Raw genomic sequence first — 15,435 nt, 5'->3', positions numbered from 1 at the left:
CTGGCTGCGTTCGCTCATGCGGCGACCACGTCGCCCGCTCATGCGGCGACCCCCTGGTGTTCGGCGAGGCGCCGGTAGAGGCCGCTCTCCTCGCTGAGGTCGGCGTGGGTGCCGACGGCCTGCACGCGGCCCCGGTCGAGCACGATGATCCGGTCCGCCCGGGTGATGGTGGAGAAGCGGTGGGCGATGGCGACGACGGCGCGGGTGCGGGCGATGGCGGCGATGCTGTCGCGCAGCGCCGCCTCCGACGCGCCGTCGAGGCTGGCGGTGGCCTCGTCGAGGAGCACGATCCGGGGTTTCTGCAGGAGGGTGCGGGCGATGGCCAGGCGCTGGCGCTCGCCGCCGGACAGGCCGGCGCCGCGTTCGCCGAGTTCGGTGTCGAGGCCGTCCGGCAGGGCGGCGACGACGTCGGTGAGGTGGGCCATCCGCAGGGCCTCGGCGATGTCCTGGTCGGTGGCGCCGGGGGCCGCGTAGGTGAGGTTCTCGCGGACGGTGCCGCGCAGCAGGGTGTGTTCCTGGTCGACGTAGCCGACGAGGGAGCGCAGCTGGTCGAGCGGCATGCGGGCGGTGTCGGTGCGGCCGATGCGGATGGTGCCGGCGGACGGTTCGTGGAGCCGTTCGGCGAGCTGGAAGAGCGTGCTCTTGCCCGCGCCGGACGGGCCGACGACGGCGGTGAGGCCGCGGTCGGGGACGGTCAGCGACACCTCGTGGAGGACGGGGGTGTCGCTGCCGGGGTAGGCGAAGGTCACCCCGTCGAAGACGAGGCCGTGCCCGTCGACGGGGGCGTGGGCGGGCGGTCCGGCGTCCTCCTGCTCGATCGCCCCGAGCTCGGAGAGGCGGTCGAGGGAGGCCCGGCCCTGCTGGAACTGGGCGATCGACATGAAGAGCATCACCAGCGGTGCGACCAGGTAGAACAGGTACATCATGAACGACGTCAGGTCGGCGGGCGCCATGTCGCCGGTGGCGACGCGGGCCATGCCCCACGCGATGACGACGGTCAGGGCGATCTGGGTGCCGACGTTCATCGCCGGGGTGAGCAACGCCGACAGGGCGGAGACCCGCACCCCGGAGCGCCGGGCGCGGTCGGCGAGGCCGCCGAGGTGTTCGGTCTCCCGCTCCTCGGCACGGGAGGCCTTGACGGTCGGCAGGGCGCCGAGGACGCGCATCAGGGCGGAACCGTAGACGCCGGTGTCCTCCCGGTTCGCCACCGCCACGAGCCGCACCCGGCGGGCCAGCAGCAGCGAGACGGCGCTGGCCGTGCCGAGGCAGGCGAGGGTGGTGGCGAGCAGCAGCGGGTCGATCCAGGCCATCATCGCGATGCCGCCGAGGACCATGAACGCGCTGGTGACGATCTGGGCGAGCGCCTGCGTCATGCAGACCCGGGCCAGCGAGGTGTCGGTGACCATCCGGGTGAAGACGTCGCCCTGGTCCCAGCGGTCGTAGGAGCGCAGGCGGGAGCGGAGCAGCCGGGCGCCGAGGGTGTGCCGGATGTCGTACACGACGTCCTCGCCGGCCCGGCCGATCGCGTACGCGTGGGCCGCGGCGAGCACGGCGTCGGCGGCGAACAGGGCGGTGGCGAGCAGGATCGGCCCGGTCAGCGGGCGGTCGGCGGCGAAGGCCTCGATCATCCCGCCGATGACGAGCGGCTGGGCCAGCGTCGCCGCCGCGCCGGCGAGGCCGAGGACGATGCCGGTGAGCAGCAGCGCGCGGTGCCGCCGGGCGATCTGCCAGGGGTTCACGCCGCTTCCCCGCCCCCGGCCGCCGCGTCGCTCGCGCCGGGCCCGCTCGCGGTCCCGGTCCCGGCCTTGACGTACGTGCAGACGAACATCGGCGAGCGCTCCGCGTACGGTTCGCCGCCCCAGCCCGCCGAGCGGCTCTCGGGCACCAGCCCGGCCGCCCGCGCGTACGCGTCGACCTCGTCCGGCGTGGTGAGCCGGGACAGCTCGGTGCCGACGCGCGTGCTGCCGTCGGCCTCGTACCAGATGTGGGAGCAGTGCCACAGGTCGTTCTCGGGCAGCAGCGTCGAGTGCGTCTGCAGGCCGGTGCCGCGCTCCGGGTACGGGGTGAAGTAGGTGGCGTGGCTGCGCCCTTCGTGCAGGGCGTGGATGGCGGGCCGGTTGTGTGTCTCGACGACGAGCCGTCCGCCGGGGGCGAGCAGGTCGGCGGCGCGGCGGACGGCGAGCTGCTGCTCCTCGGGGGTGAGCAGCATGGACAGCGTGCCGCAGACGCAGTAGACGAGCCCGGCGGTGCGGTCGGCGCGGTAGGTGCGGACGTCGCCGTGGACGGGCTCGACGTCGGTGCGGCCGGCCAGGGCCGCGCGCAGGCCGTCGAGCATCTCGGGGGAGGAGTCGACGCCGGTGACCGGGCCGACGAGCGCGGCGAGCGGCAGGGCGATCCGGCCGGTGCCGACGCCGAACTCGACGGTGCCGACGGCCGGGTCGGGGTGGAGCGCGGCGAGGTGTCCGGCGGTGCGGGCGGCGGAGTCGTCCTTGGGGAAGAGCCGGTCGTACCAGCCCTTGAACTCCAGCCCGTAGCCGATGTCGTGGACGGAGGGGGTCTGTACGGTGCTCACTTGGACCTCCCCTTCAGCACCCCGTAGGCGATGGCGCCGGCGATCACGGCACCGATGGCGACGACGATGTACGCGGCCATGGTCAGCTCCTCACTGCGGTGGTGGCGGGCCGGGCGGCGAGCGGGCGCCGCGCGTCGGCCGGGTCGAGCGGGGTGTACGGGGAGACGAAGACCATCTCGGGGTCCTGCGTCCTGTCGTATCCGGTGGCGCGGGCCAGCGCGAACTGGAAGCCGCGGACGTCCGCCGCGTCGCCGCGCTCGTGGATGGTGGCGCGCAGGTACTCGGTGAGGGTCCGGTAGGCCGAGGTGCGGGTGACGACGGCGAAGCCCTTGTCGATGACGTGCAGGATCTCGCTGCAGATGTCGAAGACGGCCTTCTCCGGGCGCCGGGTGGGGAACCAGGCGATCTGCCAGGGCTTGCGGCCCTCGATCACGTCGAGGCCCTCCCACGGGGAGGTGGTGCCGTCGGCGCCGAGGGTGCGGTACAGGAAGTGGTAGTCGTGCATGGCCGGGGTGGGCGCGAAGAACCGCCAGTTCGGCAGCAGCGAGAAGGTGTCCTTGAGCTGGAGCCGGTTGAACGCGGGGTGCGGGTGCTGGGTGGCGAGGGTGCCGAGCAGCATCGCGGCCCCGGCGATCCGCCAGGCGGCGCCCTTGCCCTTGAATACGGCGCTGCCCTTGAATACGGCGCTGCCCTTGGACACGGCGCTGCCCGTGAACACGCTGCGCACGTCGGGACGGGGGGTCACGTGGCGGCCTCCTGGTCGGCAGGGTCCGCGGGGGCAGCGGACCGGGCGTCCGCGACGCGGTCGAGGAACGCGGTGATGAGGTCGGCCGCCCGGTGCGCGAAGCGGCTCTGGGTGAGCAGGGTGTCGTGCCCGGCGCCCTCGACGACCGTCACCTCGGTGTGCGCGCCGCCCACGTGGGCCTCGGCCAGCTCCCGGTGCATCAGCAGCTGGTCGGGGTCGCGGTCGACGGTCTGCTGCGCCGAGACGACCAGCGCGTGCGCGCCCTCGACGGGCTCCAGCGGGCCGCAGAAGGCGCGGAACTCGGCCTCCACGGCCTCCCATTCGCGCCGCCCGGCCTCCCACATCCGCGCGTCGGCGTACTGCGCGAACGCCTTCTTGCGGTACGCGGCCGGCAGTCCCTCGACCCACTCGGGGCGGGCCATCAGGACGCCGGTGCCGAGCCGCAGGTACCAGGCCATCCGGGTGAGCGAGGTGCGCAGCTGCCCGGCCGACTCGCTCTGCTGCCTGGAGCGGTTGAGCTCGTCGGGGTGCGAGGAGTCGAGGTAGACGACGCCGTGCAGGCGCTCGCCGAGCTGCGCGGCGGCGCGGCGGGCGAGCTCGCCGCCGAGCGAGTGGCCGACCAGGACCACCTTCCGGTCCGGCTCGACCGCGAGGCGGACGAGGTCGACGAGGTCGTCGACGGACTCGGCCAGCCGGAAGCCCGCGGCGCAGCGGTGGCGGCTGCCGGCGTACCCGGCGCGGGCGTAGGTGACGACGCCGTAGCCGGTCTCCTTCGCGAGGCGCTCGGTGATCCAGGCGAAGTGCTCGCTGGTGGAGACCATGCCGGCGGCGAACACCAGGACGGGCTCCCCGGCGCGGCCGTGCGAGAGCACCTCGTACTGCAGCTCGTTGCCGTGGCGGGTGGTCAGCACGCGGGAGGTGTGCCAGCCCTCGGTGGTGCGCAGGCGGCGCTGGACGGCGGTGCCGACGGCGATCGCGCCCGCGCCGGCGAGCAGCAGGAGTGCGGCGGGCAGTGCCCGGTCGTCGCGTCCGGCGACGGCGGGGTGGTCCTTCGGGGCGGAGGTGTAGGCCACCATCGGGTGCATCGCGGTGAACGCGGTGACGAACCGGCCGAGGCCCATGAAGTACCCGTTGGCCAGGTGGAACGCGGCGGCGCTCGCGATGACCGGCCGGGCGAGACGGCCCTTGCAGGCGTAGGCGAGCGGGAACAGGCACTCCAGCGCGAGCACGCCGTGGGTGAGGTACCGGGCGGCCTTCGGGTGCTCCTGGGTCCAGCGGTACATGCCCTCGTGGCCGTACGTGCGGGTGCGCATGACGCCGCCGAGCGCGGAGGCGTCGCGCCAGGGCTCGCCGAGCAGCTTGACCCAGCCGGAGACGAGGTACGAGAGGTTGGCCTGGAGCGCGACGTACCAGAGCAGCGCGTCCTTGGCCTGCGGGGACCGTACGAGCCGGGCCGCGCCGGTGGCGGTCTGCACGAGGATCGCGACCTGGTCGGAGCCGTCGGTGCCGTAGCGGTGGCGCGGGTAGAGCAGCGCGGACGTGGAACCGAGGAAGAGGCTCCCGGCGCCCCGCCAACGGGAGTTGCCGGGCAGCAGCATGCCGGTGGCGACGGCGGCGCGCGCGACGTGCAGCGCGGTGGTGGTCCGCGGGCCGCTCACGGCGTTCAGCAACCGCCGCACCAGCGGGGTGGATTCGGCCTGGACGTCCTTGACGATGGCCCAGTCGTTGAGCCCGCCCCGGCGGATCTGCCGCCGCTGCGCGAGGTACTCCAGGGAGGAGGTCAGCGTGGTGGCGGCGGCCAGCCGTTCGGACAGGCCGAGGGCGCGGTCCCGGCTCACCGCGGCCGGGGCGAACACCGCCGAGGCGATCTTCCGGGTGTTCCTGGCGAATTGCACGCGTGGCACGTATTTCACGTGGTCCCTTTCACGGCGCCCCGGCGGTCGGGGGCGCTAGGCTGGCCGTGGGCCTGCCGGGCCAGAACGCACCTCTGGCCCGGCAGGCGTCGTGGAGCATCCGCCCCGGTCAGGGGGCGGTCGTCATCAGCCCTGGCGGCCGAGTTCGAACGCGCCGATCACGGCGGAGGAAATCGCCACACCGCCGAGAAAAGCACCGGGAGTCGCCAGAACCGGGCTGGCCTCCGGGAAGATGACACCCTCCTCGGGGATTTCCATCGCGTTCACGGCCTCGATGACGTCGTTCATTTTCGCGTCCTTTCGAAAGATGGCTGGGCGGAGCGGGGGAAAGGGGGGCCGGTCAGCCGACCGCGCGGCCGAGCGCGTAGGCGCCGCCGACCAGGGTCGCGCCGCCGACGAAGGCGCCGACGGCCTTGGCCCCGCCGATGGCGGCCAGCGCGGCGGCCGGCGTCGCGAGGACGGGCAGCGCGTCGCCGTGGGTGTCGGCGGCCTCGATGGTGCCGAGGTCCAGGCCGTTGACGTGGGAAACGATGTCGTTCATGGCATTCCTCTCCCTGGAAGGGATTTCCGGTGGATGATCAGCCGTTCCGCGCTCGGGGCGGCGGAACGGCGCCGAACCGCCATGCCGTGAATTCCCCCCGGAGCCGCCAACGGGCGGTCGTTCCGAGACGAACACGTGGTGGCGTGGAAGGATGAAAACATCGCTCCGGAACATCGGGTATGACCTGCGTCACACTCGATTTCGGACGGTGACTTTCCCTTGACTGACGGATGTCACGACGCGCCATGACATCCGTCATGCGAACCCATGACAGTTCTCATCCCGGCAAAGTCGAGTCGCCTGCGAACATGTTGCGCATGGCGAATGACGGCAATTCAAACGTGATCGAGGTCACAGACCTCTGGCGCCGCTACGGCCCGCCGGGCCCCGGCGGTTTCGACGCCGTGCGGGGCATCGGCTTCACCGTCGGCCCGGGCGAGCTGTACGCGCTGCTCGGCACCAACGGCGCCGGCAAGACCTCGGCGGTCGAGCTCCTCGAAGGCCTCGCCCGGCCCACCCGGGGCACCGTCACCCTCTTCGGCCGGTTCGACCCCGTCCGCGACCGCAAGCGGGTGCGCCCGCGCACCGGCGTGATGCTCCAACGCGGCGGGCTCCCCACCGATCTGACGGTCGCCGAGACCGTCCGCATGTGGGCCTCCTGCACCACCGACCCGCGCCCGGCCGCCGAGGCCGTCGCCCTCGTGGGCCTGGCCGCGCGCACCGACGTCGCCGTCAAGAACCTCTCCGGCGGTGAAGTCCGGCGCCTGGACCTCGCGTTGGCCACCCTCGGCCGGCCGGACCTGCTCTTCCTCGACGAACCCACCACCGGCATGGACCCGGAGGGCCGCCACGACACCTGGCGGATCATCCGGCGGCTGCGCGCCGAGGGCACCACGATCGTGCTCACCACGCACTACCTCGAAGAGGCCGAGCAACTCGCCGACCGGCTGGCCGTCATGCACGCCGGCCGGATCGCCGCGACCGGCACGATCGCCGAGATCGTCGCCGAGCACCCCGCCACCCTCGCCTTCCGGCTGCCCGCCGGCCTGACCCCCGCCGACCTGCCGCACCCCGCCGACCTGCGGGCCGCCGTCGCCACCGGCCCGGCCGGCCGCGTCGAGCTCACCACCGACGACCTCCAGCACACCACCACCGAAGTGCTGCTCTGGGCCCGCGCCAAGGGCGTCACGCTCAACCAACTCGACGCCCGCTCGGCCTCGTTGGAGGAGGCCTTCCTGCGGATCGCCCGAGGCGGTACGGACCGCACGGAAACGGAGCGGGCCGCGTGAACCGCACCCACCTCGCCGCGCTCTCCCGGGTCGAGCTGACCCTCTTCCTGCGCAGCAAGAGCAACCTCTTCAACGTCCTCGTCATCCCGGTGCTGATCGTCATGGGCACCACGACGGTCATGCGGCAGTTCGACCTCAAGGGCGCCGGCCTCGCCATGGGCCACGTGATGGTCTCCACCACCGCCGGGATCGTCCTGATCATGGCCCTGTACGCACCGCTGATCGGTGTCTACGTCCTGCGGCGCGAGGAGTACGTCCTCAAGCGGCAGCGCACCGGCGAGATCGGCGACCTCGTCATCCTCGCGAGCCCGGCCGTCCCGATGGCGATCGCCGCCGTCCTGCAGTTCACCGCGATCGCCGCCGCCGTCGCCCTCATCGCGGGCCTCGGCGCCCCGGCCGCCCCGCACCTCGTCGCCGTCGGTGTCCTGCTCGGCACCGTGCTGATCGCCGCCGCCGCCGCGCTCAGCACCGCCTTCGCCCGCACCGCGGAGAGCGCCCAGGGCGTCAGCACCGTCGGCTTCATGCTGCTGCTCGTCACCTCCGGCACCGTCATCCCGCTGGAGGTGCTGCCCGGGCCGTTCGCGGACGTCCTGCGCTTCTTCCCGCTCACCCCCGTGATCGAACTGGTCCGCTCCGGCTGGACCGGCGAGGGCGCCGGGATGGTTGACTCGGTGGTCAGGGGCGCGACGCTGCTGGCCTGGACGGCGCTCGCCGCCTGGGGCGCGCTGCGCCGCTTCCGGTGGGAGCCGCGCGCCTGAACCCGCGACGGGCACTCGACGGGTGCTCGACGGGTGCTCAGCGGGCACTCAGCGGGTGCTTGACGGGCACTCGACGGGCACTCGACGGGCCGGAAGGAAGGAGACGAACGGAGGATGACCGACGTGCAGACGACCACGCACTACCGCACCGACGTCGCGAAGGCGACCGTCCAGACGCGGTGGATGCTGTGCTCGATGCCGTGGCTGCTGCTCGCCGCACTGCTGTGGCCGCTGCTCGCCAGGCTCAACGAGGCGGGGGCGCCGGCCGTCGTCGGGTGGGGCATCGCGACCCTCACCGCGGTACAGGGCATCGGCGCCACCACGGCGATCGCGCACAGCGTCGGGCGGACGGCCCGGCCCAGGGCGCTGCTCGGCGCGATGGCCGCCGTGACGGTGCTCGAACTCGGCCTGCTGCCGTACGCGTACGGCACCGGGCACCTCGACGGCACGCGCGTCCTGGTCATCGCCGCCATCGCGATCGCGATCCCGCCGGCCTTCGCGCTCTCTCCGCTGCTCGGCCAGGCCCGCTACCTCGCCGTGGCGCTGGTCGGCTCGGTTGCGACGGCCGGCGTCGTCTGGTCCTTCGACCGCGCCGCCGGCCCGGCCGTCCTGGCGTTCACCGTCGCGACCTGGACGGTCATCGGCGGGCTGATGCGCTCCTCGCTGTGGTTCCTCGCCGTGCTGTGGCAGCTCGACGCGGCCCGCGAGACCCAGGCCCGGCTCATGGTGGCCGAGGAGCGGCTGCGCTTCGCCCGGGACCTCCACGACATCATCGGGCGCAACCTCTCGGTGATCGCCCTCAAGTCCGAGCTCGTCCAGCGGCTCACCGAGCACCCGAAGGCGCAGGCCGAGCTGACGGAGGTGCAGAAGCTCACCCGCAGCCTGCACCAGGAGATCCGCGAGGTGGTCAAGGGCTACCGCACCACCGACCTGGCCACCGAACTGGAGGGAGCGCGCTCGGTGCTGGAGGCGGCGGGCATCACCTGCCGGATCGAGCGCGACGGCGCCCCGGAGCTCGGCCAGGACGCGCAGACCGCGCTCGGCTGGGTCGTCCGCGAGGGCATCACCAACGTCCTGCACCACTCCCACGCCCGCACCTGCACCATCGCGCTCGCCCGCGCCGCCGGCGGCCCCGCCGAACTGACCATCACCAACGACGGCGGCGGCCACCGCCCGGCCTCGGGCGGCGGCAGCGGCCTGGCCGGCCTCGCCGAGCGCCTCGCCCCGCTCGGCGGCTCCCTGGACCACGGACCGGGCGCCGACCGCACCTACCGCCTGCGGGTACTCCTCCCGCCGACCGAACCGCCGACCGAAACCCCGACCGAAGCGCGGACCGAACCGCCGACCGAGACCCCGACCGAACCGCCGACCGATCGAGGCCACCGATGATCCGCGTCCTGCTCGCCGACGACGAACACCTCATCCGCGGCGCGTTCGCCGCCCTGCTCGCCTTCGAGGACGACATCGAGATCGTCGCCGAGGCCTCCACCGGCCCGGAGGCCACCGCCATGGCCCTGCACCACCGGCCCGACGTCGCCGTCCTGGACCTCCAGATGCCCGAGCGCGACGGCGTCACGGTGGCCCGCGAGCTCGCCCAGGCCCTGCCGGACTGCCGGACGATGATCGTCACCAGCCACGGCCTCCCGGGCCACCTCAAGCGTGCCCTCGCCTGCGGCGTCACCGGGTTCGTCTCCAAGACCGTCTCCGCCCAGGAGCTCGCGAGCATCATCCGCACCGTCCACGGCGGCCACCGCTACATCGACCCGATCCTCGCCGCGGACGCCATCAGCGCCGGCGCCTCACCCCTGAGCGCCCGCGAGGCCGACATCCTGTCCCTCGCCGCCGACGGCGCCCCCGTCCTGGAGATCGCCGAACGCGCCGCCCTCGCCCCGGGCACCGTCCGCAACTACCTCTCCTCCGTCACCACCAAGCTCGGCGTGGAGAACCGCCACGCGGCCGCCCAGCTCGCCCGCCAGCGCGGCTGGATCTGATCGCGCCGAGCCGGGGGCGGAGCGGCGGAGGCTGCGGCGTTTACCGATCGTCAACAACCTTTTCCTACGGTGGGTCCACGGGGGGCCGCCGGCCGGCGGTGCCCCGGCACGCTTCCGACCAAGGGGGATTCCACTGTCCAGGATCATCACCGCCGCCGTACCGGCGCACGGCCACGTCGGCCCGCTGCTCGCCATCTCCGCCGACCTCGCCGCCCGTGGCCACGAGGTGGTGTTCCTCGGCGGCGGCCGGTTCGCGGGGGCGGCGGAGCGGGCCGGGGTGCGCTTCGTGGCGCTGCCCGCCGAGGCGGACTTCGACGACCGGGACCTCGACGCCCGCTTCCCGGGGCGCTCCGAGCTGCCGGCCGGGCCCGCGCGGATCGCCTTCGACGTCAAGCACGTCTTCACCGACCCCGTCCCGGCGCAGTACCGCGCGCTGGAGGAACTGCTGGCCGGCTTCCCGGCGGACGCGGTGGTCGTGGACGCGTTCTTCCAGGGAGCGCTCGCGCTGGCGCTGAGCCGGCCCCGGTCGCAGCGGCCCGCCGTGGTGGGCGTCGGGGTGGCCCCGCCGATGTTCCAGAGCGTCGACACCGCGCCGTTCGGCCTCGCCCTGCCGCCCCTGCCGGGCGAGGAGGGCCGGGCGCGCAACCGGGCGATGTACGAGGAGGTGAACCGGCGCGGCGAGCCGCTCCAGCGGTACGCGGAGCAGGTGTTCGCGGGCCTCGGGATCACCCTGCCGGACGGGCCGCGCGCCAACGCCCTCGTGACGGTGCCGGACCACTTCCTCCAGCTCACCGTGCCCGGCTTCGAGTACCCGCGCAGCGACGCCCCGGAGACCTTCCGGATGATCGGCGCGCTGCCGCCGGCCGGCGGCGCCGAGCACCGCCTGCCCGCCTGGTGGCGGGAACTGGACGGCACCCGCCCGGTGGTCGTGGTCACCCAGGGCACGCTCGCCAACGGCGACCTCACCGAGCTCGTCGCGCCCACCGTGACCGCCCTGGCGGACCGCGACGTGCTGGTGGTCGCCGCCACCGCACGCCCCGACGGCCCGGCCGCGCTCACCGAACTCCTGGGCGCACTGCCCGGCAACGTCCGGGCCGCCGGCTATGTGCCGTTCGACCTGCTGTTGCCGCACGCCGACGTGCTGGTGAGCAACGGCGGCTACGGCGGCGTCCACACCGCGCTGCGCTACGGCGTGCCGCTGGTGGTCGGCGGCGCGAGCGAGGACAAGCCCGAGGTGGCGGCCCGGGTGCAGTGGTCGGGCGCGGGGCTCGACCTGCGCACCGGGCGGCCGGAGGCCGCGGACGTCGCGAAGGCCGTCGACGAGGTGCTGGCCGACGGCCGGTTCCGCGAGCGGGCCCGCGCGCTGGCCGCGGAGCTCGCGGAGTACCGGCCGTTCGACGCCGTCGCCGAGCTGGTGGAGTCGCTGGGCTGAGCCGGACCGGGCGTCAGCGGCGGGACGGGCGGCGGCTCACTGGTCGTCGCCGTCCGCGTCCGGTCCGGCGGCCGGCGCGCCGCCCTTGCCGATGCCGAGCTTGGCCTCGGCGGTGGTCCAGTCGGCGGCGATGGCCTGCTGGACGGCGGCGAGGGTGGCCTGGCCCTTGCAGAGCGCGGTGTGCAGGTGCGTCTCGACGGTGTCCTTGGGATTGTTCGGGCCCTTGCCCGGGACGTGGTCGGGGGACGGCGGCTGGATCCACAGGTTGCGCGGGTCGTTCGGGTCGCCGCCGAGCTGCAGGCTGATCAGGTGGTCGTACTCGGCGTCGCCCATCGGGCCGGTGTAGCCGTAGGACTTGGCGTTCTCGGCCTTCTCCTTGCCGGTGATGTTCGCCGGCGGGCGGATCCCAGAGGTGTAGCCGCCCGGCTTGCAGACGGTGTCGTTGAGGTTGGCCTGGGTGACCGCCGGGCTGGTCGCGCCCGGGGTGCAGTTCGGGTCCGGCAGCGGCTGCTTGTCCGCGGTGTAGTGGTACTTGCAGGTGCCGGCGGCGGGCTGGGCCTGCACGTCGTACGAGGGCTTGGGGCCGACGCCGACCGGGATCGCGTGCGCGCCGGCCGCGTCGCCGGCCGCCGGGGCCGAGCCCTTGGCGGCCGCGCTGGTGGGGGCGGGCTTGGCGGTGTGTCCGGTGTTGGACGAGCAGCCTGCGGCCGCGGCGAGCAGGACGGCCGCGGCTATGGCCAGGGCACCGCGAGCGGGAGCCGGCACGAGTTCCTCCAGGTGGGTGTGCGTGAGCTGCGGGCCGGCGGGCCGCCGGATACCGCGCCAGCGGACACTACCGTGTCAAAGGGGCCAAAGGGGTGACGCCACGTCGGGCGCGGGAGGCCGCGGCCAGGCGCGCGGAATCGTTCCGCCGCGCCCGCCGTCCCGCGTGCCGTCCCGCCCGCCGTCCCGGATGCCGGTCGCGTGCTGTTCCGGGGGCCCGTCAGGGGACTGACGTCGGGCGGAGTAACCGAAGGGCGGGGCCCGTCGAGCATGCGTAGCTTCGTCACCGAACGACTGCTCGCTGGCGTTCCCCGCTCTGATCCCTCTCCGACCCCCCGACCGGAGTCACCCCATGCGGATCCCCGCCCTCCTCGCGGCAGCCGCCCTGCTGCCGCTCTCCCTCACCGCCGCGCAGGCCGCCCAGGCCGCCGCCGGCCCGGCCCACCGCTCGACGTACGCCAAGGACCTGAGCGTCCAGGTCAGCCCGCCGTCCTTCCCGTCCGCGCCCGGCGCCGTCGGGACGATCCTGGTGACGGTCTGCAACAACGGCTCCGAGACGCCGGCCGACGGGGCGACCCTGGTGGTCAACGGCCCCGCCGATCCGTCGATGCGCCTGACCACCGACCACGCGGGCCCGGTGGACGGCGGCTGGAACTGGATCCGCTTCACCGTCGCCAAGGGGCTGGCACCGGCCACCTGCGAGACGGAGAAGCTCTACGGCGAGACCATCAGCACCACCCCCGGCCCGAGGACCTACCCCGGCGGCACCGCCGTGGTCACCTGGGACGCCGACCAGAACCCGAACGACAGCTCGACCACCTGGTCCTGGGACACCTCCGCGCCCGTCACCGACGCGGTGTTGGAGATGTGGCGGCCCCCGAAGCCCGCCGCGCCCGGCAACCCGGCCGACTTCGAGGTGCTGGAGCGCAACCTCGGCCCTTCCACCGACTACCCGTGGCGCGGCCGGCTCACCGCCAAGCTCCCGCCCGGCTCCAAGTGGCTCGACAGCGCGCCGAGTGCCAACAAGTGCGCGATCTCGGCCGACGGCACCACGGCCACCTGCGACGACATCGTCGGCAACACGTGGTCGCAGTACAACCGCGGCTTCGCGCTCCAGGTCGACCCGGCCGCGAGCCCGGGCACGAGCATCGCCGCGACGCTCACCTACGAGGCCCCGGCCAACCCGGACCCGCACACCTTCGTCCTGACGGTGCTCATCCCGGTGTGCTGAGTCGCGCGCCGAGTCGCGCGCCGAGCCCGGTGGGCCCGGTGGGCCGAACACACGGGTGGGGCCGGTCCCGTACCGGCCGCCCCCACCCTCCGCGGCCCCGGGCGTCAGTGCGCCGCGATCCAGTCCGTGATCAGCTCGTCCAGCACGCCCAACGGCAGGCTGCCGTGCCCGATCACCTCGTGGTGGAACTCCTTCACGTCGAAGCGCGGGCCGAGCGCCGCCCGGGCCCGCCCCCGGTGCCGGACGATCTCCTGGCGGCCGATCAGGTAGGCCGTGGCCTGACCGGGCCAGGCGATGTACCGGTCGATCTCGTTGCGGACGTTGGCCTCCGTCGTGGCCGTGTTGTCCCGCATGTAGGCGATCGCCCGCTCCCGCGACCAGCCGAAGTGGTGCAGCCCGGTGTCCACCACCAGCCGCACGGCCCGCAGCGCGTCCAGCGACAGCATGCCGAAGCGGGAGAGCTCCGAGCTGTACAGCCCCATCTCGTCCGCCAGCCGCTCGGTGTACAGCCCCCAGCCCTCGACGTGCGCGGTCAGCTGCCCGGTCGGCTTCTGGCGGAACTCCGGCAGGTGGTGCAGCGTCTGGGCGACGGCGATCTGCAGGTGGTGGCCCGGCACGCTCTCGTGGAAGGCGATCGCCTCGTACTCGTACCGGAAACGGGTGTGCGGGCGCAGCGTGTTGATCCAGTGGGTGCCGGGCAGGCCGCCCGGGCCCGGCGGCTGGTAGTAGGCGAGCGGCGCGGTCTCCGCCTCGATCGGGTCGATCTCGCGGGTCACGCAGTCGGCGATCGGGTAGGCGCGGAAGTACCCGGCGGACGCGCGGCGGGCCCGCTCCAGCGCGTCGTCGGCGAGCGCGACGATCTCCGCCGCGTCGGCGAACCGCAGGGCCGGGTCCTCGCGCAGCGCGGCCAGCACGCGGTCGGTGCCGACGACGCCGAGCACCGTGGCGCCCAGCTCGGCGAACTCCTCGCGCAGCGCCGCCACCGCGTCCAGGCCGATCCGGTGGATCTCCTCCGGGGTGAGCCCGGGCCGGGTGTAGCGGCCGACGGCGTCCGCGTAGCCCTCGGTGCCGCCGGGCACGTGGCACACGCCGGCCTCGGTGTCCGGCCGGGCCCCGGCCGCGAGCCGCTGGGCCAGGCCCGCCCGGTAGCGGGCCACCGCGGGCCGCACGCCGTCGCGCACGATCGTCTCGGCGCGCAGCGCCTCGCGGCGGCCGTGCAGCGGGCGCAGCAACTGGTCGTCGGCGAGGCTCCCGGCGAGGTAGCCGTCGAGCTGGGCGATCGCGGCGTCGACGCCGCTGCGCAGCGGCCGGCGGCCCTCGACGGCGGCGTCGAGGTAGCGCTGGAGGCAGGCGTCGAAGTAGCCGGGCAGTCCGGCCAGGCGCTCCAGGTAGGAGTCGGCGCCCTCCTGGTCGACGGCGGTCATGACGAGGGACTGGAAGGCCTCGTTCTGGGGCGCCGCGATGGTCGCCGAGATGCTGAAGTCGGCGAGTCCGTGGGTGATCCGGCCGGTGCCGTTGTCGATCAGGCGGGCGAGGACGCGGTGCGTGATGCGGTCCTCGCCGTCGAGGGTGTCGAGGGGCACCGCGGCGAGCCGCGTCCCGAGGCCCTGCAGCACCGCGCGGTGTTCCAGGGCGGCCTCCCGGGACGGGTCCGGCACCTCGTGGGCGTGGCCCGCGACCCCGCTGAGCGTGGCGCCGAACGGGTCGTGCGCGTTCTCGGCGGCGAAGTACTCCTCGGCGAGCGCGGCGAGTTCGGCCTGGTGAGTCTGCTCGTTCATGAGAGGTGCCTATGACGAAACCTCAGGGGTCCGCAACCCCTGGGACGGCATTGGCCGTTGCGGGTTCATGCAGCCGGTTCGCGTTCGTGCAGCCGGTTCGCGCGCCGGTCCGCGTGCCGTTTGCGCAGCTCGTCCGGGATGTGACGATGCCGGCCCCGTCGCTCTCGGGCGACGGGGCCGGCATCGGTTCTTCGGGGGCGGGGAGCGTCAGGCCTTCGCGGCCTTGGCAGCCTTGGCGGCGGCCTCCGCGGCCTCCTTCTCGTGCTTCGCCTTGATCCGGGCGGTCTCCTTGCGGACGTCCACCTGGTTGGCGCGCTCGTGCTGGAGCCAGAGCGGGTTCTCCGCCTTGAGGGCGTCGATCTGCTCGGTGGTGAGCGCCTCGGTCACCCCGCCGCGGGCCAGGCCCGCGATGGAGACGCCGAG

At 74.0% G+C, this 15,435-nt stretch carries 15 protein-coding genes; 6 read left to right on the top strand and 9 right to left on the bottom strand.

The annotated features are described in order from the left end of the window. Positions 1 to 38: 38 nt before the first annotated feature. The 6 genes from ACFXDE_RS38800 to ACFXDE_RS38775 form a co-directional block, all read right to left on the bottom strand. Positions 39 to 1,739 (bottom strand): ABC transporter ATP-binding protein, encoded by a 1,701-nt coding sequence (locus tag ACFXDE_RS38800; protein ID WP_380499025.1) that lies wholly within the window; start codon positions 1,737 to 1,739, stop codon positions 39 to 41. Then, entirely contained in the window at positions 1,736 to 2,572 is an 837-nt protein-coding gene (locus ACFXDE_RS38795; RefSeq protein WP_380499024.1) for a class I SAM-dependent methyltransferase, read from the bottom strand. The genes ACFXDE_RS38800 and ACFXDE_RS38795 overlap by 4 nt, the downstream gene beginning before the upstream one ends. 82 nt (positions 2,573 to 2,654) lie before the next feature. Next, positions 2,655 to 3,317: a hypothetical protein gene (locus ACFXDE_RS38790; RefSeq protein WP_380499023.1), complete on the bottom strand. Its 663-nt coding sequence runs from the start codon at positions 3,315 to 3,317 to the stop codon at positions 2,655 to 2,657. Continuing rightward, positions 3,314 to 5,212 (bottom strand): alpha/beta fold hydrolase, encoded by a 1,899-nt coding sequence (locus tag ACFXDE_RS38785; protein WP_380499022.1) that lies wholly within the window; start codon positions 5,210 to 5,212, stop codon positions 3,314 to 3,316. Before ACFXDE_RS38785 ends, ACFXDE_RS38790 begins: the two co-directional genes overlap by 4 nt. Positions 5,213 to 5,356: 144 nt before the next feature. After that, on the bottom strand, positions 5,357 to 5,518 hold the full coding sequence (locus ACFXDE_RS38780; protein WP_380446544.1) for a hypothetical protein: 162 nt from the start codon (positions 5,516 to 5,518) through the stop codon (positions 5,357 to 5,359). Between the two features lie 52 nt (positions 5,519 to 5,570). Continuing rightward, entirely contained in the window at positions 5,571 to 5,771 is a 201-nt protein-coding gene (locus ACFXDE_RS38775; protein WP_359959463.1) for a hypothetical protein, read from the bottom strand. 317 nt (positions 5,772 to 6,088) lie between these two features. Between ACFXDE_RS38775 and ACFXDE_RS38770 the strand changes: the two genes are divergently transcribed. The 5 genes from ACFXDE_RS38770 to ACFXDE_RS38750 all read left to right on the top strand — a co-directional run bounded on the left by ACFXDE_RS38770 (position 6,089) and on the right by ACFXDE_RS38750 (position 11,241). Next, the gene (locus ACFXDE_RS38770; protein WP_380446547.1) at positions 6,089 to 7,060 is read left to right on the top strand and encodes an ABC transporter ATP-binding protein; all 972 of its coding nucleotides are present in this window, start codon (positions 6,089 to 6,091) and stop codon (positions 7,058 to 7,060) included. Continuing rightward, on the top strand, positions 7,057 to 7,818 hold the full coding sequence (locus ACFXDE_RS38765; RefSeq protein ID WP_380499021.1) for an ABC transporter permease: 762 nt from the start codon (positions 7,057 to 7,059) through the stop codon (positions 7,816 to 7,818). The genes ACFXDE_RS38770 and ACFXDE_RS38765 overlap by 4 nt, the downstream gene beginning before the upstream one ends. Before the next feature lie 114 nt (positions 7,819 to 7,932). After that, positions 7,933 to 9,207, top strand: coding sequence for a sensor histidine kinase (locus ACFXDE_RS38760; protein WP_380499020.1), 1,275 nt, complete (start codon positions 7,933 to 7,935; stop codon positions 9,205 to 9,207). Beyond that, entirely contained in the window at positions 9,204 to 9,809 is a 606-nt protein-coding gene (locus ACFXDE_RS38755) for a response regulator (RefSeq protein WP_380446555.1), read from the top strand. Before ACFXDE_RS38760 ends, ACFXDE_RS38755 begins: the two co-directional genes overlap by 4 nt. Positions 9,810 to 10,035: 226 nt before the next feature. Further along, positions 10,036 to 11,241: a glycosyltransferase gene (locus ACFXDE_RS38750; RefSeq protein WP_380499019.1), complete on the top strand. Its 1,206-nt coding sequence runs from the start codon at positions 10,036 to 10,038 to the stop codon at positions 11,239 to 11,241. Positions 11,242 to 11,277: 36 nt separating this feature from the next. Here ACFXDE_RS38750 and ACFXDE_RS38745 read toward each other — a convergent pair whose 3' ends face one another. Then, complete coding sequence (locus ACFXDE_RS38745; RefSeq protein WP_380499018.1) at positions 11,278 to 12,006, bottom strand: hypothetical protein; 729 nt, start codon at positions 12,004 to 12,006, stop codon at positions 11,278 to 11,280. A 349-nt stretch (positions 12,007 to 12,355) separates the two neighbouring features. Between ACFXDE_RS38745 and ACFXDE_RS38740 the strand changes: the two genes are divergently transcribed. Continuing rightward, positions 12,356 to 13,234: a hypothetical protein gene (locus ACFXDE_RS38740; RefSeq protein ID WP_380499017.1), complete on the top strand. Its 879-nt coding sequence runs from the start codon at positions 12,356 to 12,358 to the stop codon at positions 13,232 to 13,234. A gap of 104 nt (positions 13,235 to 13,338) precedes the next feature. Here ACFXDE_RS38740 and ACFXDE_RS38735 read toward each other — a convergent pair whose 3' ends face one another. Together ACFXDE_RS38735 and ACFXDE_RS38730 are read right to left on the bottom strand one after the other, a co-directional pair. Further along, positions 13,339 to 15,012 carry a DUF885 domain-containing protein gene (locus ACFXDE_RS38735; protein ID WP_380499016.1) on the bottom strand — a complete coding sequence of 558 codons (1,674 nt, stop codon included), beginning with the start codon at positions 15,010 to 15,012 and terminating at the stop codon, positions 13,339 to 13,341. Positions 15,013 to 15,219: 207 nt separating this feature from the next. Continuing rightward, positions 15,220 to 15,435: DUF5997 family protein (locus ACFXDE_RS38730; RefSeq protein ID WP_380499015.1), on the bottom strand; the 216-nt coding region annotated here is incomplete at its 5' end.

The organism is Kitasatospora sp. NPDC059408, from assembly GCF_042751525.1.
In the GTDB taxonomy this organism is placed as follows: domain Bacteria; phylum Actinomycetota; class Actinomycetes; order Streptomycetales; family Streptomycetaceae; genus Kitasatospora.
Note: the sequence above shows the minus strand (reverse complement) of the source record. Positions and strands in the feature narration are given on the sequence as shown.